Genomic DNA, 25,174 nt, shown 5'->3' on the forward strand with positions numbered 1-25,174 from the left:
ACCGCATGGCCGTCCTTCAGACACCTGAGCAGGAGCGGACGGCCCGGGTCTCCCCCCGGAGCTCGGGCCGGCCCTCCCGCCGGAGGACGCCGTATCAGGGTTCCGCCCGGGGCTTCATCGCCCCGGGCGTGTTCCTGGTCGCCGTCCTCCTCTACCTGCCGCTGCTGTGGACGACGTTCCTCAGCTTCACCGAGTACAACGGGCTGGGCGAGCCCGAGTGGGTCGGGATCGACAACTACGTCGAGATGTTCGAGGATCCGGCGTTCGTCGGTTCCCTGATGAACACCTTGTTGTGGGTGGTCGGGACCCTCCTGATCCCGGTGGGCGTAGGTCTCATGATCGCGCTGCTCACGTGGAATCTGCCCGGCGGCGTGTGGCTCCGGCTGCCGTTCCTCATTCCCTACGCGGTCTCCGGCATCGGAGTCGGTGTCGTCTGGTCGTTCATCCTCAGCGCCAACGGCGCGCTCGATCAGGCTCTCGAGGTGTTCGGGATCACAGACCCGCCGCGCTGGCTGGTGGATGCTCCGCTGAACACGATCGTGATGATCCTCGCCGCATCGTGGCAGGGGGTCGGTGTCAATGCACTTCTGTTCACGATCGGGCTCCAGTCCATCCCCAAGGAGCCGCTCGAAGCCGCACGCGTCGATGGCGCCACCGGACTCCGGCTCTTCGGCAGCATCCTCTGGCCGATGCTGCGCCCCCTCACCGCTGTCGTCGTCGGTCTCTCGATCGTCGCGAGCCTCAAGACGTTCGACATCGTCCTGTCCATGACCCGTGGCGGGCCGGGCCGTGCATCCGAGACGCTCGCGCTCACGATGTACCGCGAGACCTTCGTCAACAGCGACTACGGGCTCGGATCCGCGATCGCCGTGTTCCTGTCGGTCGTCACGCTGGTCGCCTCGGTGCTGTATCTCCGTCAGCAGCTCTCCCAGAAGCACGAGATGTGAACATGTCCAGAATCATCCGCACTACGGTCCTCATCGTCCTGGGCCTGTTCTGGCTCCTTCCGATCTATCTTCTCGTCGTCAACGCGAGCAAGGCTCCGACCGAGTTCGTCTCGGGCGAGGCGTGGATTCCCAACGGCTTCGCCCTCTTCCCGAACATCCTCGACGCACTGCAGCTCTCCGGACTTGCGGACAGCGTGGTCAGCACGATCATCTACGCCGTCGTGTCGCCCATCATCGCGGTCGTCGTCGGAGCGGCCGCCGGCTACGCGATCGTGGCGCTGCGCCTCAAGCGCGGATTCATGTGGTTCGTCATCATCTTCGGCGGAACGATCTTCCCGCTTCAGATGATCCTGCTCCCGTTGTTCGACGCGTACTCGCGCGTGGGACTGTACGACACACAAGTCGGCATGATCATCGTGTACACAGCGATCTCGATCCCGTTCTCCGCCTTCGTCATGCGCAACTTCTTCACCGGTGTCGCGTACAACGTGTTCGAGGCGTCGGTGCTGGACGGGGCGTCGACGTGGCGGACTTTCACGAGGATCTATCTCCCGATGGCCTCGAGCGCTCTGGTGGCTGTCTTCATCCTCCAGGCGACGTTCATCTGGAACGATCTGCTGCTGGGACTCACGCTCACGCAGTCTGACGAGGTCCGACCGATCGTGACAGCGCTGGCCGGCATGCAGAGCACATACGGGGGCGCGCAGATCTCGACCGTCCTCGCAGCAGCCGTGCTGGTGTCCCTGCCGACGGTCATCCTGTTCCTGTTCACGCAGAAGTTCTTCGCCCGCGGTCTCGCGCTCGGGCAGTACTAGGAGTCATCACGTTGCTCACCCAGACGCGCCACATCCCGACGGTGGCGGATCTTTCGGCAGACCCTGTCACGCATCACTACGACGACATGGTGGCCCCTCCAGGCCTGACCAACAACCTCGGCACGGTGAGGGTCGATCACGACCTCACGTCGATCACGGCGGTCCAGTTTCCGCCGGTGTCGCAGGGCCTCGCCGCTACCGCGGTCGCGTTCGTCGACGGCCGGATCTTCAAGTCGTACGGAGCGCCCGTGACGCACGAGTGGCGTCCGGACCGGGTGGTGCGTCGCGCGGACCTCCCGGGGCTCGAGCTCGAGACGACGACAGTGGCCGTGCCCGGCACGACAGCGGTGGCAATCGATGTCCGAATTCGCAACTCGGGGTCGGAGCACCGTTCGGTCGAGATCATGCTCTCCCTCGCGGCACGGGTGGTTGCGCACGGTGGCGCCTGGCTCTCCGCGGAGTCGCCGGATGCGCGGAACGAGGCGGCCGTCGATGGCGCACGGCTCGTCTTCGCCGATGATGGCGCCACCGCCTGGAGCGTGCAGGGTGTCGACGTACCCGCGACCGCGCGTCTGAGCGGAGTCGCCCCCACCTCGGAGGAGTTCTCGATCGGTGTCGGGGGCATGGGGCGCGGCGGCGACGTCACCGTCGTGCTCGAGGTCGCTGCAGGTCGCGAGGCGCGGTTCGGCTACGTGCAGGCGGTCGGGCGCACGCGTGACTCCGCCATCGGGGTGTTCGACGCGGTGGCGGCGGACATTCCCGGGGCGATCAGCGCGTCGGAAGAGTACTGGAACGCGCAGCTCGAAGCGGCCGTCACCCCGGGCAACCCCGAGTTCTCCGGCCATCTGCCCGTGCTCGAGACCTCGTCCGATGCGCTGCGCCGCCTCTACTGGTGGGGCATCCTCGGCATCCTCTATTTCCGTCGCGACTACGAGGGGAACGTGCTCGGCCGCAGCTACGACACCCTCATGCCCAACTACTGGGGCACGACCACGTTCCTCTGGGACTTCAGTCTGAGCTCGGTCACGCACGCGCTCCTGGATCCTGCGGCGATGAAGCGCCAGCTGACGCACTGGATCGCGAGCGACACGCACACGCTCTTCGGCACATCGTCGTTGACGGGCGGGGCGGTCGGGCAGTGGTACTCGGTCAACGACTACGCGATGACGCGGCTCGTGCGCGACTACGTGCGGTTCACCGGCGACGACGCCTTCCTCGACGAACAGCAGGCAGACGGTCGCACCGTGCTCGACCACCTCCGGTTCTGGGCTCGCGCATGGAAGGGCCTCCGCCGGTCGTCGAAGCTCGCCGACTACGGAGAGATCGAGAATCTTCTGGAGTGCGTGAGCTCGTACACGCACGAGGTCGCGAGCTTCAACGCCGCGAACGTGTGGAACCTGCGCGTCACGGCGGATGCGCTGGAATCACGAGGGGATGCTGCCGCCGCGGCCGACCTGCGTGCCGAGGCCGACGAGCTCGTCGCCGCCGTCCTCGACCTCTACCTCCCGGGCGAAGGATTCTTCGCCGCCGGGCAGCCCGACGGCACGAGGCTCCCGGTGCGTCATTGCTACGACTTCAACATCGTCGGGACCTCGATCGCGGACGACATCAGCGAGGAGATGCGCCGCGAGATGGTCGCGTTCTTCCAGCGCGAGCTGCAGACGCCAGAATGGCTGCGCGCCCTGTCGCCGTGGGACCCGGATGCGTCGTACAGCGTCCGCCCCGACCACCAATGGAACGGCGCCTACACGGCATGGCCGGCAGACGCCGCCCGTGCGCTCGTCGCCCTCGGGCGCGCCGACGTCGCCATGGACTGGCTTCCGGGCCTCGCCCGTACGGCGAACCAGGGCCCTCCCGGGCAGGCGCACTTCGTGGAAGAGGCGCAGCCGCTGCTCAACGGAGGGGCGCGCAAGGCGCCCCCGCAGCTGCCCTACATCAACGACTGGGCGTGCTCGTCTTCGGGAGCGTACGTTGCGCTCGTGATCGAATCGCTCTTCGGCGCTGAACCGGGACTCGACGGTCTCGCCGACGTGAAGGGCAGCGTCGCGGAGATGGATCCGTCGGCCGTGCTTCGCGGCCTTCGGGTGGGCGAGCGTCTGGTCGACGTGCACGCCGACGGTCGGGTGGTCGACCGCGCGTGAGCGGCGAGCTGCGCGGGATCGACCTCGGCGCGGTGCGCTTGCGAGGGGCCGTCGAGATCGAGCGCACGGCGCACGGAATCCTCCCGCACCGCCTGCCGGCGTGGGCGCGGGCGCAGGTTCCCGACACGTTCATGGTGCAGACCTCCGCGGAATCCGCCGGAATCCGTCTCGCGTTCCGCACCGCCGCGACGACGCTCGAGCTCGACGTCTCGGCCCGCCGGATGGCGCCGGATGAGCACGTCGCACTCCCGCCGAGCACCTACGAGCTGACCTCTGGTGGAGTCGTCGTCGCTTTCGGGGCGGCCGTCGCCGGGTCGCGCTATCTGTTCAGCTTCGAAGACCCGAGCGGCCGGATCGTCGACGGCCCGGCATCCACGGTTCGCTTCGACGGATTGCCGGGGCACGAGACCGACTACGAGCTCTGGCTGCCGTATACGGACGCGGTCGAGATCCGCGCCTTCCGCGCTGATGCACCGGTCCGCACGGCGGAGGAGATCGGTGCCCTGCGCTGGATCCATCACGGAAGCTCGATCAGCCACGGCTATCGCGCCGACAGCACCGCCGGAACCTGGCCCGTCGTCGCGGCGCTCGCGACCGGTGTCGATCTGACGAATCTCGCCTTCTCCGGCAACGCGATGCTCGACCCGTTCACGGCGCGCACGATACGCGACCGTCCGGCAGATCTCATCACGCTCAAGGTCGGCATCAACCTCGTGAACGGAGACGTGATGCGCATGCGGGCATTCCGTCCGGCGCTCGACGGCTTCCTCGACACGATCCGGGAAGGACACCCGTCCACTCCCATCGTCGTCATCTCTCCGATCCTCTGCGCTCCGGTTGAGACTGCTGCGGGGCCGACCGTCCAAGATCCTACGCGGACGTACGAGTGGTCGATCGCGGGGGGCACCGACGCCGATGTCGCCCTCGGCAAGCTCTCGCTGCAGAGCATCCGTTCCGCGATCGAGAGCGTCGTCGAGCGACGCCGCTCCACCGACCCGCACCTGCGGTACGTCGACGGGCTCGGGCTCTACGGGCCCGACGACGCGCGCGCGATGCCACTGCCCGACAACCTGCATCCGGGCCCCGACGTGCAGCGCCTCATCGGGGAGCGGTTCGTGCAGAGCGTCCTGCGTCCCTTCCTCTCCGAGGCCGCCCCTATGCGAAGGTGATCTCGATGAGGTGGGGCTTGTAGACCGTCGAGTCGATGAAGGTCATGTAGGTGACCTTGCCCCCGTCTCTCGCGAACTCCGGGTGCTCCTTGCCGGCGTTGAACAGCGCCGCATCTGACGTGCGCTCGGGCCGGAACACCACCTCGGGTTCGCTCCAGGGGCCCGTCAGCTCGGGCGCGGTGCGGATCACGAGGATGTTGTCACGTTGATAGGTCGTGAGCGAGATGAAGCAGCCGAGGTGGGGGTTCCACGACGACGACATCTCGTTGGGGACGTCGGAGAAAAGGCAGGCGGTGGGTGTGAAGGTCTCGGACCAGCGCACGTCGCGGTCGGGATGAGCGAGGGTGGGCGCGGAGACGAGGTACTCGTACGCCGACAGATCCTCGATCCGTTCCGGGAGCACGCGTGCGAGGTACATGTCGCCCGCCGACTTGGATTCCGGCTGGATCGAGCCCCAGAGATACAGGTGCTCGCCGTGCCGCTGGACCCAGACGCCGAAACCGGGCTGGTCGCCCTTCCACCATTCGTACGTGCCGTCCGGAGCGGCGAGGCGCTCGAAGCGGTGTTCGGCATCGCCGCGCGCGACACCCATGCCGTCGAGCGTGAACGTCTCGAACACGTCGAGAGCGGGGTCCATCGTGATGCGGTGGTAGTAGAGGTAGAGGTGGCCACCGGTGTGCACGCCGTGAATCGCCCACAGGCGCTGCGTGGACTTGTGCTCGGGTGGGATGAAGCCGATCAGCTGGCGGGCGCGGGTGCCGCTTCCATCGGCCAGATATCGGAATCGCTTGACGCCGTGCGCGATGTCCTGCAGCGGGACGATGGCGCCGGTGTTGGAGAGCACGTCGGTCAGTTCGAAGCCGCGGATCGTGTCGAACGGTCCCTCTACCGAGTCGCCGAACACCCAGAACGTCTCCCCCTCGGGGAGTTCGATCGATGTCACGGCGTCCTGGCCGGTGATGTCGACTTCGTTGCCGGCGAACTGGACCCCCAGGTCGCGTACCGATGCGACCAGCTTGCTGGGCGTGAGTGTCATGTCAGGTTCCTCCCGCGACCGGACCCGGACGGCGCCGGGTCCGGTCGCGTATGGCTGTCAGGGCGTGACGGTCAGCTCGACGCTGACGAAGCGCGGACGGTAGATCGTGACGTCGTCGTACAGGTCGTCGCCGACGAAGCTGTTGACGTTGTAGGTCACCAGGAGGGTGTCGCCGTCGCGGTTCTCGGGGTGCTCATGGGCGTTGTAGGTGAACACGTTCGGGTTGCCGTACGAGCCGAACAGGCCGGTCTCGGGCGTACGGTAGAGCTCGGCCGCGACGGTGAACGGTCCGGTGGGCGAGCACGAGACCTGCGCGACGATGCGCGTGCTGAACAGCTCGCTCGTGTCCTGCGTCACCATGAGGTAGCCGTCACGATAGGGCTCGACGCTGAATTCGTTCGCGACGTAGGAGGCGACGGGCACGGCATCGGCTTCGTTCGGGGCCCACCGCGTGCCGTCCCAGAACTTCCACTGCTTCGAGAGGTCGCCACCGGCGACGCGGGCGACGAAGGCCGAACGGACGCCCTCGATGTCGTTGATGCCGTAGATGTACGTCGTGTTGCCCTCCGACAGCGTGTACGAGCCCCAGTTGATCCCGACCTCGGACGGGAGTTCCGTGATGGATGAGACTTCGAGAGTCGAGCCGTCGAGGGTCGCGAGACGGTTGGCCGACCATCCCCAGTCCCACATTCCCGGTCCGAATCGCTCGAACTGGAGGAGCGGGATCTGCACGTCGCCCTTCTTGTTCAGCTCGGGGTCGCCGATCCAGTGCCAGTTGCCCTCCGGCGTCATTCCGATGATCGACTCCGGTGCCTCAGCCGTGCCACCGGTGACCGTGGAGAGGACCCCTCCGTCGTCGACGACGATGGAGTTGTTGAGGAATGGAGTGGAGAGCGGGCGTCCGAGATCGGCGTCGACCGGTCCGAGGAACGTGTCGGAGAAGAACCACGCCTGGCGACCGTCCTCGAGGGTCAGGGAGTACGTGCTGTCGCCACCGGTCCAGCCAACCCCGGAGTTGCCGTAGTCGGCGAAGGCGGCTGTCCGCTCGGCATCGATCGACGACGCGGCGCTGATCGTGCTGTCGACGAGGGCGCAGGTGTCGGCCGGGGCAGACACCGCACCCGGGTCGGCGGCAGCCGGAATCGCGGGGACGAGCAGCGCTGCGGCGACCGAAGCAGCGGTGGCTGCCGTGGCGACGAGACGGCGTGCGGGACGGGGATGACTCATGACGCTCCTTTGCGTTGGTATCGTTATCAACGTTGGTATCGTAAACAATGCCACGCGAGGCGTCAGGGTTCAATGCCCAGGATCGCCCCGCCACGAACGAGGCTCTTCGAGGATGAGGAGGATTGCATGGTCGCAAACCCCGCAGCGGATCGCGCCAGGCCGTTCACCCTGTGCACCGAACGGATCAGGGTCGACGTGGACCCGGGCCGTGGTGCCGACGTCCTGCAGATCACGGACGTCGCGTCCGGTGTCGGCATCCTCGCCGCCACTCCGTGGCGCCGCCGGGCGGACAGCATCCGGGCCGGCCGGATGGCGCCCAGCGCGATCGACGCCACCGATCGCTGGCTCGAGCAGTATCGCGGCGGATGGCAGACCCTGTGCCCCAACGCCGGACCACCGCGCCGTGTCGGAGGGACCGAGGTCGGCTTCCACGGCGAGGCGTCCGTCTCGGCCTGGGACGTCGAGGCGAACGACGAGGCGAGCGCCCGGCTTTCGCTCGAGCTGTTCTCCGTGCCCGTGCGGATCGACCGCGAACTGCGTGTCGAAGAAGCCCGGCTCATCCAGACGGACGTGCTCACGAACCTGAGCCGCGACCGCATCGACATCGACTACGTCAGCCACCCGGCGTTTGGCGGCGAATTCCTCGACGGAAGATGCGTGGTGGCCACGGACGCGCGCTCGGTCTCGCTGGACCCGGGCGAACACGACCTGCCGAGCGCGGAATGGCCGCGCCTTCCGGGAGGTGACGACGGCAGCGATCTGCGTGTCGTTCCACCCCCGGGTGTGCCTGCCCGCACGTTCGGCTGGCTGTCGGACTTCGACGCCGGGTGGTACGCCATCACCAATGCCGATCGCGGGCTCGAGGTGCGCGTCGAGTGGGACGCCCGCACCCTCCCGCACGCCTGGTGGTGGCAGGAGCTCAACGGCTCTCCAGAACACCCGTGGTTCGGGCGCGCGCGAATCATGGCGATCGAACCCGCCAGCACGACGACATCGGGGAGCGGGCGGGCAGCGAGCCTGAGCCTGGAGCCGACCGCCCAGACCCGTATCGAGATCTCGGTTGCGCTGTCGACGACCGCGAACCGCTGAACAGGAAGGACAGGAACCATGCAGCTCATGCGCCTCGGCGAAGCAGGAGCCGAGCGACCCGTCGTCCGCGTCGACGATGGCTTCTATGTCGACGTCTCGGATGTCGTTCGCGACTTCGACGGAGACTTCTTCGACCACGGCCTCGCGGGGCTCGCGGAGCTGGTGGCGCGGCGTCGGGATGCCGGGCAGGTGCTCCCCTTCGCGGGGGAGCGAGTCGGTGCACCGCTCGCGCGCCCGCATCAGATCCTGTGCATCGGCCTGAACTTCAGCGACCATGCTGCCGAGTCGGGGATGCCGATTCCGCCGGAGCCGATCCTTTTCACGAAATCGCCCAACACCCTCGTCGGTCCGAACGACGACGTCCGGCTGCCGCCAGGCTCGACCGCGACGGATTGGGAGGTCGAGCTCGGGATCGTCATCGGCAGGCGCGCGAGCTACCTCAGCGACATCGACGAGGCGCGGGATGCGATCGCCGGGTTCGTCCTCTGCAACGACGTCAGCGAACGGTCGTTCCAGCTGGATCGCGGCGGGCAGTGGAGCAAGGGCAAGTCGGCCGCGACCTTCAATCCGTGCGGACCGTGGATCGCGACGCGAGACGAGTTCGACGACAACGCACCTCTGGCGATGTGGCTCGACGTGAACGGCGTGCGACGGCAGACGGGAACCACCGGGACGATGATCTTCGACCCGTACTTCATCGTCGGCTACCTGAGCCAGTTCATGGTCCTCGAGCCGGGGGACCTCATCAACACGGGAACACCGCCGGGCGTCGGGCTCGGCATGACCCCGCCGACGTATCTCCGGGAAGGAGACGTGATGACACTCGGAATCGAGCGTCTCGGCGCGCAGCGACAACGCGTCGTCGCCACCGCGCCGCGGGAGGTGCCATGGACGGCCTGACCGGACTCGTCGCTGTCGTCACCGGGGGTGGTAGCGGCATCGGCGCGGCGACGGTCGCCGCGCTCCGCCGCGCGGGCGCCCAGGTCGCCGTCCTCGACAGACAGGTCCCTGCGCACGACGATCATGCATTCGCCTGCGACGTGACGGATGCCCTGGCCGTCGACCGCGTGATCGCCGAGGTGGTCTCGAGGTTCGGGCGGCTGGACATCGTCGTGAACAACGCCGGAATCGGAGCCACGGGAGACGTCGCGGGCAACTCGGATGACGAATGGCGCCAGGTCTTCGATGTCAACGTGCTGGGCGTCGCGCGGGTGTCGCGCGCCGCGCTCCCGCATCTGCGGAGGTCGCTGCACGCCGCGATCGTCAACACATGCTCTATCGTCGCGACGATCGGAGTGCCGCAGCGCGCGCTGTACTCGGCGAGCAAGGGGGCGGTGGCGGCGCTGACGCTCGCGATGGCAGCGGACCACGTGGCCGAGGGCATCCGTGTCAACGCAGTACTGCCCGGAACCGCCGACACCCCGTGGGTGTCGAGGCTGCTGGAAGCCGCCGATGATCCGGATGCTGCTGCCGAGGCCCTGCGGCGCCGGCAGCCGATGGGTCGCCTGGTGACCGCGGAAGAGATCGCCCAGGCGATCCTGTACCTCGCGAGTCCGCTGGCCGGTTCGACGACGGGGATCCTCCTGCCGGTGGACGGTGGCATGGGCGGCATCCGGGTGCCGCAGAAGGCGTGAGGGAGCGAAACGTGGTGAGAGACGTCCGTCCGATCATCCGTGCGGAAGCGCGCGTGGGCGAGGGGCCGGTGACCGATCCGCGAACGGGAAGATTGTGCTGGGTCGACATCCTCGCCGGCGACCTGCTTCAGAGCGACCTCGATGGCGGCACGACCGAGCGGTGGGAGTTCGATACCTATCTCGGCGCGATCGCACCCCGCGCATCGCAATCCGGGTTCGCGGTCGCCGTCGCCGAGGGGTTCGGTTTCGCGGTCGACGGGGCGCTCGCGATCGAAGATCCCGTGCTCGCCGATCCGCAGCTGCGGATGAACGACGCCAAGTGCGACCCGCTCGGGCGGCTCTGGGCGGGAAGCAACGACCTCGCCTTCGCCTCGGGCCGAGGATCGCTGCACCGCTGGGACGGAGGCGGGGCGAGCACCGTCATCCGGAGCGGTCTCACCCTGCCGAACGGGCTCGGATGGACCGAGGATGCCGGGACCATGATCCTCATCGACAGCATGGCGGGTACGGTCATGCGCGCGCCGTTCGATGTCGACCGCGGCGAGGTCGGCGACTTCGTGCCCTTCGCAACGGTCGACGACGGGCTGCCCGACGGCCTGGCGGTCGATCGGGAGGACTGCGTGTGGGTGGCGATCTGGGGTGCGTCGGCCGTACATCGGTATGACCTCTCGGGGCGCCTCATCGAGCGGGTCGACATGCCGGTCAGCCAGCCGTCGAGCTGCTCGTTCGCCGCTGACGGGACTCTCTATGTGACCTCGGCGCGCGAGGGGTTGTCCGCGGAGCAGCTGGCTCGCGAGCCGCTCGCAGGCAGCGTGTTCGCCATCGACACCGACACCCGGGGCGTGCCCGTCGCGGCCTTCGCCGCCTGAGCAGAGGAGTGAGTGAATGAAGGATCATGACGGCCGGACCTGCCTGGTCATCGGCGGAAGCAGCGGAATCGGGCGCGGCGCCTGCCAGGCGCTCGCCGCCGCGGGTGCGCGTGTCGCCGTGCACGGGCTCGATCTCGACGATGCGGCACAGGTCGCAGCATCCATCGAGGAATCGGGAGGGCGCGCGATCGCCGTCGCCGGCGACGTTCGCGACCCCGAGACCTCTCTGCAGGCCGTCGACACGACCCTCGCGACGTTCGGGTCGCTCGATTCGCTCGTCGTCTCCAGCGGGATCCAGCGATACGGCGACGTCGTGGAGACGGCCGTCGAGGAGTGGGACGAGGTGTTCGATGTGAATGTTCGCGGGGCATATCTCGCGGCGCGGGCCGCGCTGCCCGCGATCCGCTCGACGGATTCCGGCACCGTCGTCTTCGTCGCCTCCGTGCAGGGGTCAGCCAGTCAGCCGAGGGTCGCCGCGTACTCCGCGAGCAAGGGCGCGCTGATCGCGCTGGTCCGCTCTATGGCGGTCGATGAGGCGCTGCACGGTGTGCGGGTGAACAGCGTCAGCCCGGGTTCGATCGACACGCCGATGCTTCGGTCCTCTGCGGAGCAGGCGAGTCGGGCGGGCGGGCGCCACGTCGAGGAGGTGCTCGCCCACTGGGGCACGGCCCACGCGCTCGGACGCGTCGGTGACGACGCGGAGGTCGGGGAGGCGATCGCCTTCCTCGCCGGGCCGCGATCGGGATTCATCACCGGCGTCGACCTGCGGGTGGACGGCGGGATGATGGCACGGCTTCCGGCGCCGATCGGAGAACTGCGATGAGCGGGGACATGGAACTCATCGAACTGCTGTCTCCGCGGCCATCGCGACTCTGGCCGCTCGTCAAGCAGTGCGGGGTGAACGGCATCGCCGCGCTCATGAACGGAGCCGAACAGGACCAGCGGATGTTCCGGTCGGTGGGAGTCGCTGCGGAAGCCGCGTCCGCCGACCGCGACCTCGCGCCGTGGAGCGAGAAGGCCCTCGCGAGGGATATCGGAGTCTTCGCCGAAGGGGGCTTCTCCGTGCAGGTCATCGAGGACACTCCGCCGCTCGACAAGGCGCGAGCGGGCGCGGACGGCCGCGACGAGCAGATCGAGCACGTGATCACGCAGGTGCGGGCGATGGGGAACCTCGGCATTCCGGTGCTCTGCTACAACTGGATGGCTGTCACCAGTTGGGCGCGCACCTCGATCGAAACACGCGCGCGCGGCGGGGCGCTCGTTACGGCGTTCGATGCCGAGCATGCGTCCGCGCAGGACCACGTGGTCGAACCCGGAGAGGTGACCGCCGAGCAGCTCTGGGAGGCCCTGCGATACTTCCTCGATGCGGTGGTGCCCGAGGCGGAGGCTGCGGGCGTGCAGCTTGCGATGCATCCCGATGATCCGCCGCGCCCCGTCGTGAGGGGGGTCCCGCGCATCATGAGCTCGGTGGAGGGGTTCCGGCGACTACTCGATCTGAATCCTTCACCCGCGAACGGCATCACACTCTGCCAGGGCAACTTCGCGCTCATGACCGATGACCTTCCGTCGGTGATCCGGGAGTTCGGCGAGCGCCGCAGGATCGGATTCGTGCACTTCCGCGACGTGGCCGGCACCGCCGACGACTTCGTCGAGACTTTCCACGACGACGGCCCGACCGACATGCTCGCCTGCCTGAACGAGTATGAGAACGTCGGCTTTCGCGGTGCGCTTCGTCCCGACCACGTGCCCACGATGGCGGGAGAGGCGAACGACATGCCGGGGTACGGGACGCTCGGTCGGCTCTTCGCCCTCGGCTACATTCGTGGGCTTCAGGAGGGCCTGGCGAAATAGTCGTTGAATACGTCGACCGGTCGACTGCCCGCTGCCGGAACTCGACCGCGCAGTTCCTCCGGCACGTCGGGGGGCAAGTGCGCGCATCGTCGAACGCGACCCCGGCCGGAGCCGAGGTCGCGTTCGATGAGTCGGATCAGGCCAGCGCGGGCGCGGGTGACGCCAGCAGCTGCCGCGCCGAGACGCTTCGGCGTCGGGCCACCGCGAGGATCGTCGTCACCAGCGCCAGCAGGGTCCAGATGACCAGGCCCGCCAGGGCCGCCCCGACACCGCCGGCGGTCGTGAGCGCCGCCACCATGCCGTTGTAGGCGGGTGCGGTCGGCAGGAGCGCGGCGAGGCTCGCCAGCACGCCGGGCACCGTCGAGACGATGCCGGTGGCGACCGTGAGCACGCCCACCATGGCCGACGCCCAGCGGCCGGCGCCGCCAAAGACGGCCACGAGGGCCTGGTTCACGGCGGCGAAGGCGACGCCGGCGGCCACGCACAGCGCGGCGAAGACGAACCACTCGCCCCAGGTGTACTCGGCGGCCAGCTGCACGACGCCCGCCACCAGCAGGCCCTGAAGCGCGCCGAGCCCGGCGGCGGGCAGGAGCGCCCGCAGCGCGAGGGCCGCCGAGGAGGCGCGCGACGACAGGGTGCGCCGCGAGACCGCCTGCAGGGCGATGAAGCTGCCGAGACCGCCGAACCACAGCGCGAGGGTCGACAGCAGCGGGATCGCCGAGGCGCCGAACAGGCTCGAGCCGACGCCTTCGGCCGAGACGGGGTCGGCGACCACGGCCGCAACGTCGGCCGCTTCGTCCTCGGTGTACGAGGGGATCTGGTCGACCGCGGTCTGCAGGCCGCCCGCCAGCTCGTCGGTGCCGTCGGCGATCAGCCCGATGCCGCCGGCGAGCTCGCCGGCGCCGCCCGCGGCATCCGATGCCCCGGACGCCCAGGCGGAGGCGCCCGACGACCAGGTGCTCGCACCGGTCGCGGCCTGGGAGGCGCCGGAGGCCCAGGTCGATGCGCCGCTCGACCAGGTGGCCGCGCCGGCCGCCCAGGTCGAGGTGCCGTCGCCGAGCTCGGCCGCGCCGCCGGAGACGGAGGTCATGCCGGCGGCCAGCGAGTCCAGGCCGTTCGCGCTGTCGGTGGCGCCGGTGGCGAGCTCGGCCATGCCGTCGGCCAGGCCGCTCGCACCCGCGGCGGACTGCTGCAGGGCGGCGACGAGCGTCGGCTCGAACGCGGCGAGCTGCTCGACGCCGGCGGCCAGCGCGCCCGAGCTGTCGAGGAAGCCGGTCACCGTGGGAACGGCGCCGTTGACGTCAGCCGAGACCTGGGCGACCGCATCGCACAGTTCGGCGGTGCCGCCCTGGGCCAGACAGTCGGCCGAGAGCGCGGCCAGCTGCGCGGCCGCATCGGTGACAGCGGTGGAGATCTGCGCGCTGTTGGCGGCGAGGTCGTTCGCGGCGGTGACAAGCTCCGGCGGCACGTCGGGGAGCTGCGCAACGCCGACCGCCATCTGGTCGAGGCCGTTCGCGAGGTCCCGTCCGCCGGCGGCGATGTCGTTCGCGCCGGCCGCCCACCGGTCGAGGCCGTCCGCGGCGGCGGTCGTACCGGAGGCGAGCTGCGCGGTCCCGGAGGCGATGCCGGCCGCACCCGAGGAGATGCCGTTTGCGCCGTCGGCGAGTCCCGTCGCGCCGGAGGCGAGCTCGTGGGCACCACCGGCGAGCTGTCCGACGCCCGAGGAGATGCCGTTCGCACCGTCGGCGAGCTGCCCGGCGCCGCTGGAGAGCTGTGCGATGCCGTCGGCGAGGGTCACCGTGCCCTCGGCTGCGTCACCCGCCCCGTCGGCGAGCTGCGCGGCGCCGTCGGCCGCGCCGCCGAGCTCGTCGCCCAGCGTGGTGAAGCCGAGCAGCACGTTCTCGAGGTACAGCGACGACAGCTGGTCTCCCATCGCGGTCGAGGCGGCCGAGGCCACCTGCGCGGTGATCGCATCGTCGACGATCAGGCTGTCGGGCGGCGTGGTCACCTCGATCACGGCCTGCTCGGGCGTTGCGCCGGGCTGGGTCGAGGTTGCGGCGGCCGAGAAGTTCTCGGGAATCGTGATGACCGCGGCGTAGGTGCCGTCGGCCAGTCCCTCTTCGGCGTCGTCGGGGTTGGAGATGGTCCAGGTGAGGTTGCTGTCGAGGTCGTCGGATCCCTCGACCAGACCCGCCGTGAGCTGGCGGCCGAGCGGCACCAGTTGGCCGTCGATCGTGACGGCCTCGTCTTCGTTCACGACGGCCGCGTTGAGGCTGTCGAGGCGCTCGGTCGGGTTGTAGAGCGCGGCCACGAGGATGCCGCCGATGACGGCCGGGAGCAGGATGACGCCGATGAGCGTGAGCCACGTGATGGGGCGGCGCGACCGGGCGCGTTCGATGGGCAGAGTCATGCGATCACCTCGGGGGTCGCGTCAGCGGACGAGTACGTGTGGGTGCGCAGCGCGAGGGCTGCGACATCGGGCCGATGCGCGTCGGCGAGCAGGCCGAGCGCGGCGCCCTCGCTGCGGGCGGTGACCACCACCGTCAGGCGCGAGGTCGCGTCGCCGCGGCGCTCGCGACGACGGGAGGCGGCGTCGCGCAGCAGCGCGGCGGCCTGGTCGCGCTCGCCGGTGTCGAGGGCGTCGAGTCCGTCGACCACCACCAGCGCGGTGTTCCCGGACAGGGCGTGGCGGAGATCCTTCAGCGGGTCCTCCGAACCTCGGAGCATCGCCAGGCCGACGTGTCCCCGCACCCAGGCCGCGCGGCCGGGGAGCAGGTGGCCCGCCACGCGGAGGCGGCCGTCGTCGGGCTGGAGGCGCCCGGCCACGGTCAGCGCGAACGCGCGGGTCGCGAGGGTCTCGCCGGTGACCAGCAGCGTGCCGCCGCGCTCGACGCGGAAGTCGGCGCCGTCGAAGAGCGTCACCTCGCCCACGGTGCGCCCGCCGTCGGCGCGCACGGCGACCCCTTCGCCGACGACCGCGGCGGTGGTGTTCGGCTCCGGCCACGACGACAGGGCGAGCTCGCGCTCGACGGCCTCGCCCTCGATGTCGAAGTGGGGGAGGACGCGGTCGAGCCACTGCGGCATCGACCACGCCCTGTCGCCGAGGAGCGCCATGACGGCGGGCACGAGGGTCATGCGCACGATGAACGCGTCGACGGCGATGCCGACGGCAAGACCGAGGGCGATCGGCTTGATCGAGGAGTCGCCCTCGGGCACGAACGCCGCGAAGACGGCGAACATGATGACGGCTGCCGCCGTGACCACGCGCGCCGAGGCGGTGAAGCCGGAGCGCACGGCGTCGATCGCGACGCGGCGACGGCTGAAGGCCTCGCCGGTGGCGCGTGCGGCCCGCAGCGCATGCACGTAGTCCTCGCGCATGCGCGAGACGAGGAAGACCTCGTAGTCCATCGCGAGGCCGAACAGCACGCCCATGAGGATGATCGGCATGAAGCTGATGACCGGGCCGGTCTTGTCCACGTGCAGCAGGTCGGCGAACCAGCCCCACTCGAAGACGACGGCCACGACGCCGAACGCGGCGAGCACCGACAGCAGGTAGCCGGCCGCGGCCTTCAGCGGCACCCAGATCGACCGGAACACGATCATCAGCAGCACGAGCGAGAGGCCCACCACGAAGATGCCGAACGGCACGAGCGCGGCGCCCAGGCGGTCGGAGATGTCGATGCCGACGGCGGTGAAGCCGGTGACCTTCAGGTCGACGCCGTACTCGTCGTTCAGCTCCGGGGCGAGGGCGCGGAGGGCGCGCACGAGGTCGGCGGTGGCGGGGTCGTCGGGGGCGGTCTCGGGCACGATCTGGATGAGTCCGGTGTCGGCGGTCATGTTCGGGGTGGCCAGGGCCACCTCCTTCACACCGGGCACCTTCTCGATCTCGGCGGCGAGGTCGTCCATCAGACCGAGCGGATCGGTCGAGGTGACGATGGTTCCCGCCATGATGAGGGGGCCGTTCTCGCCGGGACCGAAGTGCGCTGCGGTGAGGTCGTACGCCACCCGCGCCTGGCTGGACTCGGGCTGCATGCCCGCGTTGGGCAGGGCGAGGGTGAGGCTCGTGGCGGGCACCGCCATGACGCCGAGGCCGACGATCACCGCGACGGTGGTGACGATGGGATGCTTCGTCACCAGGCGCACCCAGGGGTTGGTCTTCGCGGGCGTGGCGTGGACCGCGGGCTCCGCCGGTGCGGCGGGCGCGGCATCCACTCCCTCGGTCGGCTCGAGCTCTGCGGCGTCGTCCGCGGCGTCGGCGGCAGCCACGGCGGTGCGGCGCCGGCGCACCGGCACCCCGGCGCGCGCGACGCGGCCCCAGCCGGCGACGCGGCCCTTCGCGAAGCCGAGGAGGGCGGGGGTGAGGGTCACGGCGACCACGACGGCGATCGCGACGGCGACGGCCGCGGCGATGCCCATGGTGGTGAGGAACGGGATGCCGGCGAACGAGAGCCCGACCAGGGCGATGAGCACCGTGACACCGGCGAACACGACGGCCGATCCGGCGGTGCCGGTCGCGCGGGCGGCGGATTCCTCCGGTTCGACGCCGACGCGCACCTGGTCCTGATGTCGGGCGACGATGAAGAGGGCGTAGTCGATGCCGACCGCGAGCCCCAGCATGATCGCGAGCATCGGGGTGGTCGAGGAGATGGTGGCGAAGGCCGTCGACACGAAGATGAGCGCGATCGCGAGGGCCACGCCGATCAGGGCGCTGATCAGGGGGAAGAAGGCCACCGAGAGGGAGCGGAACGTGATGATCAGCACGAACAGGGCGATGAGCACGCCGATCGCCTCGGTGATCGTCAGGCCCGGCACCGAGGTCGAGTACAGGTCGCCGCCGATGGCGACCTCCGACCCGGCGGGGAGGGACTCGCCCATGTCGGCGGCGACGCCGTCGAGGGTGTCCTTCGTCTCGTCGCTGATGTCGGTGGGGCTGCCGTCGAACTGGAGGCGGATGATGGCGGCGGACTCGTCGTCGGAGACGAGGCCCGACACCATCTCGTCGAACGGGTCGGTCACGGCGAGCACGCCGTCGAGGTCTTCGAACGCCGCGATCGTGTCGGCGATCTCGCCCGCGTAGGGGTCGTCGGCGACGCTGTCGCCCTCGGCGGCGACGATGATCAGCTGTGCGCTGGTGCCCGAGGCCTGCGGGAAGGTGCGATCGAGCATCTCGATGCCCTCCTGGGCCTCGGTGCCCGGGATCGAGAAGGAGTTGTCGGTGCCCTTCATGAAGATGCCGGCGCTGCCGCCGGCGATCGCGAGAAGAAGGATCCAGCCGATGAGCACCCGCCACGGGTGACGGTACGACCAGCGTCCGAGTGAGTACAGCAGTGTGGACACAGCGCCTCCGGGTCCGGGTCAAACAGGTTCGATACAGCGCTGTATCGGATACATGAGTGTATCGTAGAGCGGTTCCTGCACCCGAAACTGAATGCCCGGTGTGAAGATGGGGCGAGGGAGGATCGACATGGCCGATGCCGTCGTCGCGATGTCGCGTCGCCGCGAGGCGACCCGTCGCAAGCTCATGGATGCCGCGGCCCAGGTGTTCGCCGAGGTCGGGCTCGACGCCGCATCCGTCGAGGCGATCTGCGAGCGCGCGGGCTTCACGCGCGGGGCGTTCTATTCGAACTTCGAGACCAAGGACGAGCTCTTCCTCGAGCTCGTCGCCGCGGTCGCCGGGGAGCGCGTTGAAGCGGTCCGCCGCCGCGTGCTCCACCTCGAGCACGACGGGGAGTTGGCGGGTGCGCACGTCGACGCCCTCGGCATCGTGCAGCAGGTGCTCGACATCACCAGCGACGACCGCCTCGGGGTGCTGCTGATGAGCGAGATCCGCATCCACGCGCTGCGCACGCCCGAGCTCGCCACCGCCTACCTCGCCCAGGAGCAGGCGATGCTGCGCTCGGTATCGCGCATCATCGACGACATCGCCGAGGCCAAGGGGCTCGTCTTCCGGGTGCCCGCCGACGAGGCCGCGCGCCTCATGCTCACCGTGTGGGAGAGCGCGTCGATGCGCGCGGTGATGTCCGGCGAGGACTACGAGGCCATGTGCGCCTCGGTCAACGCCGACCTCGCGCGGGTGGCGCAGCTCATCATCGAGCCCCCGGTCGCACCGACCGAAAGTTGACCGCGGCGCAGCCGCTGTTCTGAGCGCTTCAGAGGGGCTCGGCCGCGACCTCGGGGGTCGCGGCGAGCACCGAGTGGCACCGCGCCAGCCGGTCGAGCCACCACTGCGTGCGCTCCGGCGAGGCGGCGTGCCGGTCGAGGAGATCGGGGTCGGGCACAACCCGCCCGACCGGGAGCGCCCCGTCGCGCGGTGCGAGCCCGGGCGAGAGCACGTCGGCGAGGAACAGCGACGCCGTGCCGAGTCCGCAGTCGTAGTCGAGGTCCGGCAGCGCCGCGGCGAGCGTCGCGCCCATCGACAGGCCGATCGAGGTGTCCAGTGCGCTCGAGACGACCGCCGGAAGGCCCGCCTCGGCCACGATCTCCAGGGCCCGGCGCACCCCGCCGAGCGGCTGCGCCTTCACCACGAGCAGGTCGGCAGCCCCGGCGCGCGCGACCGCGAGGGGGTCGGCGGCCTTGCGCACGCTCTCGTCGGCGGCGATCGGGATGCCCATGTACTTCACGCGCCGGCGGAGCTCGGCCAGTTCGTCGACGGTTGCGCACGGCTGCTCGACGTACTCCAGGTCGAACTCCGCGAGAGCGTGCACGGCGTGCTCGGCCTCGTCCACGTTCCACGCGGCGTTGGCGTCGACGCGGATGCGCCCCTCCGGCCCCATGACCTCGCGCACGGCGCGCACACGCGCGACGTCGTCGGCGAGCACCTGGCCGCGCTCGGCGACCTTCACTTTCGCGGTGCGGCACCCGTCGAAGCGCGCGAGCACATCGGCGACGGCCGTCGCCGTCACCGCCGGCACGGTGGCGTTGACCGGGATCACGTTCCGCACGGGCGCGGGCTGCGGCATCCACCCGAAGTCGATCGCCGCGGCGAGCCAGGTCGCGGCCTCGGCGTCGTCGTATTCGGCGAAGGGCGAGAACTCGGTCCAGCCCTCGGGGCCTTCGAAGACGACCGCCTCGCGCACGTCGACCCCGCGGAAGCGGGCCGCCAGCGGCAGGGCGACGACCCGGGCGGAGGCGAGGATCTCGGACAGCGGCGGCGGTGCGGCAAGGCTCACGGCATCCATCCTGCCGTCGCGCGCGCCGCATCAGAAGACGGATCACCGTTCACGCGACGACACCGAGACGGCCCGACCCCTCATCCGACGCCCCTAGGCTTTCGCCATGCCTCTTCTCGACACCCCGGTGCGCCTCGGCGTCCAGCTCGTCCCGCAGCACGTGACCTACCCGCAGATCCGCGAGGCCGTCTTCCGCCTCGAGGAGCTGGGCGTCGACATCATCTTCAACTGGGACCACTTCTACCCGCTCTCGGGTGAGCCCGACGGGCTGCATTTCGAGTCCTGGACGGAGCTGGCCGCGTGGGCCGAGCAGACCGAGCGCGTGGAATTCGGCGCCCTCGTCAACTGCAACAGCTACCGCAACCCCGACCTGCAGGCCGACATGGCCCGCACGATCGACCACATCTCGGCGAAGGGCACCGGCACCGGCCGTTTCATCTTCGGCACCGGGTCGGGCTGGTTCCAGCGCGACTACGACGAGTACGGCTACGAGTTCGGCACGGCCGGCTCCCGCCTCGACGACCTCGCCGACGGCCTCGCGCGCATCGAAGCGCGCTGGGCCAAGCTCAACCCGGCGCCCACGCGCGACATCCCGGTGATGATCGGCGGACAGGGCGAGCAGAAGACCCTGCGCCTGGTGGCCCGTCACGCCGACATCTGGCACAGCTTCGTGCGCCCCGACGCGCTGGCCCACAAGATCTCGGTGATCGAGAAGTGGGCCGAGAAGGAGGGGACGGATGCCTCGCGCATCGTCGTCTCGAACGAGCTCGCTCGTCGCACACCGGAGGTCGCCGACGCCCTGTTCGACGCCGGGGCGCGCCTGTTCACGCTCAACTTCGACGGCCCCGACTACGACTACGACCTCGTGAAGCGGTGGCTCGCCTGGCGCGACGCGAAGAACGCGTGACGCCGCGTGGCGGGCGCCCGGGTGCCCGGTCACCCGCGCGACTAGAATCGCGCGGGTGACAGGCACCGCTCCGGCCCCCCGCTTCGCCCTCGACATCGAGGGGGTTCCGCGTCCGGCGCGATCGCAGGCGCTGCTCGACGCGCTCGCCGCGCGCGTGGTCATCGCCGACGGCGCGATGGGCACGATGCTGCAGCGGCACGACCTCTCGATCGAGACCGACTTCGCCGGGCTCGAGGGCTGCAACGAGATCCTCAACGAGACGCGTCCCGATGTGGTCGCCGCGATCCATGACGCCTACTACGCCGTCGGGGTCGACGCCGTCGAGACCAACACGTTCGGCGCCAACTGGTCGAACCTGTCGGACTACGGCATCGACGATCGCATCGCCGACCTCGCCGAGAAGGGCGCCCGCATCGCCCGCGAGCGCGCCGAGGCCGCCGAGGCCGGCGACGGGCGCATGCGCTGGGTGCTCGGCTCCATGGGACCCGGCACGAAGCTGCCGAGCCTCGGCCACACCACGTACGAGCACCTGCGCGAGACCTTCGCGCTGCAGGCCGAGGGGCTGATCGACGGCGGAGCCGACGCGTTCCTCGTGGAGACCTCGCAGGATCTGCTCCAGACCAAGGCGGCGATCAACGGCTGCAAGCAGGCGATCGTCGCGCGCGGCATCCGGCTGCCGATCTTCGTCGAGGTGACCGTCGAGACGACCGGCACCATGCTGATGGGCAGCGAGATCGGCGCCGCGCTCACCGCGCTCGAACCCCTCGGCGTCGACGCGATCGGCCTGAACTGCGCCACCGGCCCCGCCGAGATGAGCGAACACCTCCGCCACCTGTCCAAGCACTCGTCGGTCACGATCGCGTGCATGCCCAACGCCGGGCTGCCGGTGCTCACCGCCGACGGCGCGCACTACCCGCTGTCGCCTGTCGAGCTCGCCACCGCGCACGAGCAGTTCGTGCGCGAGTTCGGGCTCGGCCTGATCGGTGGATGCTGCGGCACGACGCCCGAGCACCTGGCGGCCGTCGTCGAGCGGCTCGGCACGGGCGCGCACGCCGCAGCGGCCGCGGGCGGATCGGCCTCGCAGCGCGTCCGCGTGCCCGCGCCCGACCCGGGCGTCGCGTCGCTCTACCAGCACGTGCCGTTCCAGCAGGATGCCTCGTACCTCGCGATCGGCGAGCGCACCAACGCCAACGGGTCCAAGGCGTTCCGCGAGGCGATGCTCGAGGGCCGGTGGGACGACTGCGTCGAGATCGCGCGCAACCAGATCCGCGTGGGCGCCCACCTGCTCGACGTGTGCGTCGACTACGTCGGCCGCGACGGGGTGGCCGACGTGCGCGAGGTCGTGTCGCGCTTCGCGTCGGCATCCACACTTCCGCTCGTCATCGACTCGACCGAGCCCGCCGTCATCCAGGCCGGGCTGGAGCTCATCGGCGGTCGCCCCGTCGTGAACTCGGTGAACTACGAGGACGGCGACGGGCCGGCATCCCGATTCGGCCGCATCATGCCGCTCGTGAAGGAGCACGGCACCGCCGTGATCGCGCTCACGATCGACGAGCAGGGGCAGGCGCGCACCGCCGACGACAAGGTGCGGATCGCGTCGCGCCTGATCGACGAGCTCGTCGGCGACTGGGGCATGCGCGTGGACGACATCATCGTGGACTGCCTGACGTTCCCGATCGCGACCGGGCAGGAGGAGACCCGCCGCGACGCGATCGAGACGATCGAGGCGATCCGCACGATCAGTGCGAAGTACCCGGGCATCAACACCACGCTCGGGGTGTCGAACGTGTCGTTCGGGCTCAATCCCGCCGCCCGCGTGGTGCTGAACTCGGCGTTCCTGCACGAGGCGGTCGAGGCGGGGCTCACCTCGGGCATCATCGACGCGGCCAAGATCGTGCCGCTGGCCTCGATCTCCGACGAGCAGCGCCAGGTCGCGCTCGACCTGGTGTGGGACCGCCGCGAGTACGACGCCGACGGCAACGTCACCTACGACCCGCTCGCGACGATGCTCGACCTGTTCGCCGGGGTCGACACGGCGGCGCTGCGCGACCAGCGTGCGGCCGAGCTCGCCGCGCTGCCCGTCGGCGAGCGCCTGCAGCGGCGCATCATCGACGGCGAGTCCAAGGGACTCGAGGCCGATCTCGACCTCGCCCGCGCCGAAGGCATGACCGCGCTCGGCATCATCAACGACCAGCTGCTGGAGGGCATGAAGGTCGTCGGCGAGCGCTTCGGCTCGGGTGAGATGCAGCTGCCCTTCGTGCTGCAGTCCGCCGAGGTCATGAAGACCGCCGTCGCCCTGCTCGAGCCGTACATGGAGAAGTCGGACGCCTCCGGCAAGGGCACGATCGTGCTCGCGACCGTGCGCGGCGATGTGCACGACATCGGCAAGAACCTCGTCGACATCATCCTCACCAACAACGGCTACGACGTCGTCAACCTCGGCATCAAGCAGCCGATCGCCGACATCATCGCCGCCGCCGAGGAGCACGGCGCCGACGTGATCGGCATGTCGGGCCTGCTCGTGAAGTCGACGGTCGTGATGAAGGAGAACCTCCAGGAGCTGAGCGCGCGCGGGCTCGGCACGAAGTGGCCGGTGATCCTCGGTGGCGCGGCGCTGACGCGCGCCTACGTCGAGGACGACCTCGCGTCGCTGTTCGACGGCGAGGTGCGCTACGCCCGCGATGCGTTCGAGGGACTCGCGCTGATGGAGCCGCTCGTGAAGATCGCCCGCGGCACCGACCCGGGCGAGGTCGGGCTGCCCGCCCTCAAGAAGCGGCGCCACGCGGCCGGCTCGAAGCTCACACTCACCGAGCCCGAGGCCATGCCGGCGCGCTCGGACGTGGCATCCGACAACCGGGTCCCCGCCCCGCCGTTCTGGGGCACCCGCATCGTACGCGGCATCGCGCTCGCCGACTACGCCGCGTTCCTCGACGAGCGCGCCACGTTCATGGGGCAGTGGGGGCTCAAGCCCGGCCGCGGCGAGGGCGGCCTCTCGTACGAGCAGCTCGTCGAAGCCGAGGGGCGCCCGCGCCTGCGGTACTGGCTCGACCGCATCCTCGCCGAGGGCATGCTCGACGCCTCGGTCGCGTACGGCTACTTCCCGGTGGTGTCGGAGGGCGACGACCTCGTCGTGCTGCACCATGGCGACGACCCCACGGGGGTGCTGGGCACGCCTGGCCTCCTCGCCCCCGACGGCGGGTCGCCCGCAGGCGGTGAGCTCGGCGCCGAGCGGCTGCGCTTCCACTTCCCGCGCCAGCGCCGTGACCGGCATCTCTGCCTGTCGGACTTCGTGCGCTCGCGCGCGTCGGGCGCGGTGGACGTGCTGCCGGTGCAGCTGGTCACCGCGGGCGCCGCGATCGACCAGGTGACCGCGAAGCTGTTCGCCGAGGACCGGTACCGCGACTATTACGAGCTCAATGGGCTCGTGATGCAACTGACCGAGGCGCTCGCCGAGTACTGGCACGCCCGCATCCGCGCCGAGCTCGGCTTCGCCGACGAGGACCCCGCCGACATCGCCGGTCACTTCAAGCTCGAGTACCGCGGCGCGCGGTTCTCCCTCGGCTACCCCGCCTGCCCCGACATGGAGGACCGCCGCAAGGTGGTCGAGCTGCTGCGCCCCGAGCGCATGGGCGTCGAGCTCAGCGAGGAGCTGCAGCTGCACCCCGAGCAGTCCACCGACGCGTTCGTGTTCCACCACCCGGAGGCCAAGTACTTCTCGGTGTGATCCGTCTAGCATCGGGGGATGCTCACCGCCGACGATCCGCTGCCCGACGCGCCGCGTCGCGTCGTGGTCGCGGGGGTGTCGGGCGTCGGCAAGACCACCCTCGCGGTGCGGATCGCCCAGGTCGCGGGGCTCCCCCATACCGAGATCGACGCCCTGTTCCACGGTGCGGACTGGGTGCCGCGCCTCGAGTTCGTCGACGACGTGCTCGCGCTGGTTCAGACCGACCGCTGGGTCACCGAGTGGCAGTACCGGAGCGCGCGCCCGCTGCTGACGGAGCGCGCCGACACGCTGGTGTGGCTGGATCTGCCGTTCGCGACTGTGACCCTGCCGCGCGTCATCGGGCGCACGCTGCGTCGCCGCCTGCGCCGCGAGGAGCTGTGGAACGGCAACCTCGAGCCGCCCCTGCACACGTTCTTCACCGACCCCGAGCACATCGTGCGGTGGTCCGTGTCGACCCGCGGGAAGTACCGCGAGCGGGTGCCGGCGCTGGCCGGGCAGCATCCGCATCTCACGATCGTCCGCCTGCGGACCCCGCGCGAGGTGGAGCGGTGGATCGCCGGTCCGCTCACGGCCGCGGTGGGCGCGGCCCGCTGAGG

19 protein-coding genes are annotated in these 25,174 nt (G+C 70.0%); 14 read left to right on the top strand and 5 right to left on the bottom strand.

The window, feature by feature from the left end:
- The first annotated feature begins 5 nt into the window (after positions 1-5).
- From HQM25_RS03385 to HQM25_RS03400, 4 genes are read left to right on the top strand one after another with little or no spacing between them, the layout of a single operon-like run.
- Positions 6-947: a carbohydrate ABC transporter permease gene (locus HQM25_RS03385; protein ID WP_172988961.1), complete on the top strand. Its 942-nt coding sequence runs from the start codon at positions 6-8 to the stop codon at positions 945-947.
- A gap of 2 nt (positions 948-949) precedes the next feature.
- Positions 950-1,762 carry a carbohydrate ABC transporter permease gene (locus HQM25_RS03390; RefSeq protein ID WP_172988962.1) on the top strand — a complete coding sequence of 271 codons (813 nt, stop codon included), beginning with the start codon at positions 950-952 and terminating at the stop codon, positions 1,760-1,762.
- 11 nt (positions 1,763-1,773) lie between these two features.
- The gene (locus HQM25_RS03395; RefSeq protein ID WP_172988963.1) at positions 1,774-3,903 is read left to right on the top strand and encodes a hypothetical protein; all 2,130 of its coding nucleotides are present in this window, start codon (positions 1,774-1,776) and stop codon (positions 3,901-3,903) included.
- Entirely contained in the window at positions 3,900-5,072 is a 1,173-nt protein-coding gene (locus HQM25_RS03400; protein WP_217275189.1) for a GDSL-type esterase/lipase family protein, read from the top strand. Before HQM25_RS03395 ends, HQM25_RS03400 begins: the two co-directional genes overlap by 4 nt.
- On the opposite strand, the gene HQM25_RS03405 is transcribed toward HQM25_RS03400, so the two are convergent.
- Both HQM25_RS03405 and HQM25_RS03410 read right to left on the bottom strand, forming a co-directional pair.
- Positions 5,059-6,108, bottom strand: coding sequence for a DUF4185 domain-containing protein (locus tag HQM25_RS03405; RefSeq protein WP_172988964.1), 1,050 nt, complete (start codon positions 6,106-6,108; stop codon positions 5,059-5,061). The genes HQM25_RS03400 and HQM25_RS03405 overlap by 14 nt on opposite strands.
- Positions 6,109-6,165: 57 nt before the next feature.
- Positions 6,166-7,335 carry a DUF4185 domain-containing protein gene (locus tag HQM25_RS03410; protein WP_217275190.1) on the bottom strand — a complete coding sequence of 390 codons (1,170 nt, stop codon included), beginning with the start codon at positions 7,333-7,335 and terminating at the stop codon, positions 6,166-6,168.
- A 126-nt stretch (positions 7,336-7,461) separates the two neighbouring features.
- On the opposite strand from HQM25_RS03410, the gene HQM25_RS03415 reads away from it, so the two are divergent.
- The 6 genes from HQM25_RS03415 to HQM25_RS03440 are packed head-to-tail and all read left to right on the top strand — an operon-like array spanning position 7,462 to position 12,778.
- Positions 7,462-8,424: a DUF4432 family protein gene (locus HQM25_RS03415; RefSeq protein ID WP_172988965.1), complete on the top strand. Its 963-nt coding sequence runs from the start codon at positions 7,462-7,464 to the stop codon at positions 8,422-8,424.
- A gap of 18 nt (positions 8,425-8,442) precedes the next feature.
- Entirely contained in the window at positions 8,443-9,324 is an 882-nt protein-coding gene (locus HQM25_RS03420) for a fumarylacetoacetate hydrolase family protein (RefSeq protein WP_172988966.1), read from the top strand.
- Complete coding sequence (locus tag HQM25_RS03425) at positions 9,312-10,058, top strand: SDR family NAD(P)-dependent oxidoreductase (RefSeq protein ID WP_172988967.1); 747 nt, start codon at positions 9,312-9,314, stop codon at positions 10,056-10,058. The genes HQM25_RS03420 and HQM25_RS03425 overlap by 13 nt, the downstream gene beginning before the upstream one ends.
- An 11-nt stretch (positions 10,059-10,069) precedes the next feature.
- A complete protein-coding gene (locus HQM25_RS03430; protein ID WP_217275191.1) occupies positions 10,070-10,927 on the top strand; it encodes an SMP-30/gluconolactonase/LRE family protein in 858 nt (285 codons plus the stop codon).
- Positions 10,928-10,943: 16 nt separating this feature from the next.
- Positions 10,944-11,750, top strand: coding sequence for an SDR family NAD(P)-dependent oxidoreductase (locus HQM25_RS03435; RefSeq protein WP_172988969.1), 807 nt, complete (start codon positions 10,944-10,946; stop codon positions 11,748-11,750).
- Between the two features lie 8 nt (positions 11,751-11,758).
- A complete protein-coding gene (locus HQM25_RS03440) occupies positions 11,759-12,778 on the top strand; it encodes a mannonate dehydratase (RefSeq protein WP_172988970.1) in 1,020 nt (339 codons plus the stop codon).
- Positions 12,779-12,914: 136 nt separating this feature from the next.
- Here the strand turns inward: HQM25_RS03440 and HQM25_RS03445 are convergent, their stop codons facing one another.
- Positions 12,915-15,188 carry a YhgE/Pip domain-containing protein gene (locus HQM25_RS03445; protein ID WP_172988971.1) on the bottom strand — a complete coding sequence of 758 codons (2,274 nt, stop codon included), beginning with the start codon at positions 15,186-15,188 and terminating at the stop codon, positions 12,915-12,917.
- Positions 15,185-18,115, bottom strand: coding sequence for an MMPL family transporter (locus tag HQM25_RS03450; RefSeq protein WP_172988972.1), 2,931 nt, complete (start codon positions 18,113-18,115; stop codon positions 15,185-15,187). The genes HQM25_RS03445 and HQM25_RS03450 overlap by 4 nt, the downstream gene beginning before the upstream one ends.
- A 127-nt stretch (positions 18,116-18,242) precedes the next feature.
- On the opposite strand from HQM25_RS03450, the gene HQM25_RS03455 reads away from it, so the two are divergent.
- On the top strand, positions 18,243-18,899 hold the full coding sequence (locus HQM25_RS03455) for a TetR/AcrR family transcriptional regulator (protein WP_172988973.1): 657 nt from the start codon (positions 18,243-18,245) through the stop codon (positions 18,897-18,899).
- A gap of 28 nt (positions 18,900-18,927) precedes the next feature.
- Here HQM25_RS03455 and HQM25_RS03460 read toward each other — a convergent pair whose 3' ends face one another.
- Positions 18,928-19,947 (bottom strand): o-succinylbenzoate synthase, encoded by a 1,020-nt coding sequence (locus tag HQM25_RS03460; protein ID WP_254359533.1) that lies wholly within the window; start codon positions 19,945-19,947, stop codon positions 18,928-18,930.
- Positions 19,948-20,053: 106 nt separating this feature from the next.
- Between HQM25_RS03460 and HQM25_RS03465 the strand changes: the two genes are divergently transcribed.
- Genes HQM25_RS03465 through HQM25_RS03475 form a run of 3 tightly spaced genes read left to right on the top strand, consistent with a single transcriptional unit; the run spans position 20,054 to position 25,172 of the window.
- Entirely contained in the window at positions 20,054-20,854 is an 801-nt protein-coding gene (locus HQM25_RS03465; RefSeq protein ID WP_172988975.1) for an LLM class F420-dependent oxidoreductase, read from the top strand.
- Positions 20,855-20,909: 55 nt separating this feature from the next.
- Positions 20,910-24,578: a methionine synthase gene (metH, locus tag HQM25_RS03470; protein WP_172988976.1), complete on the top strand. Its 3,669-nt coding sequence runs from the start codon at positions 20,910-20,912 to the stop codon at positions 24,576-24,578.
- An 18-nt stretch (positions 24,579-24,596) separates the two neighbouring features.
- Positions 24,597-25,172, top strand: coding sequence for an AAA family ATPase (locus tag HQM25_RS03475; RefSeq protein ID WP_172988977.1), 576 nt, complete (start codon positions 24,597-24,599; stop codon positions 25,170-25,172).
- Positions 25,173-25,174: the final 2 nt, after the last annotated feature.

The sequence above is a fragment of the Microbacterium hominis genome, assembly GCF_013282805.1.
GTDB lineage: Bacteria > Actinomycetota > Actinomycetes > Actinomycetales > Microbacteriaceae > Microbacterium > Microbacterium hominis_B.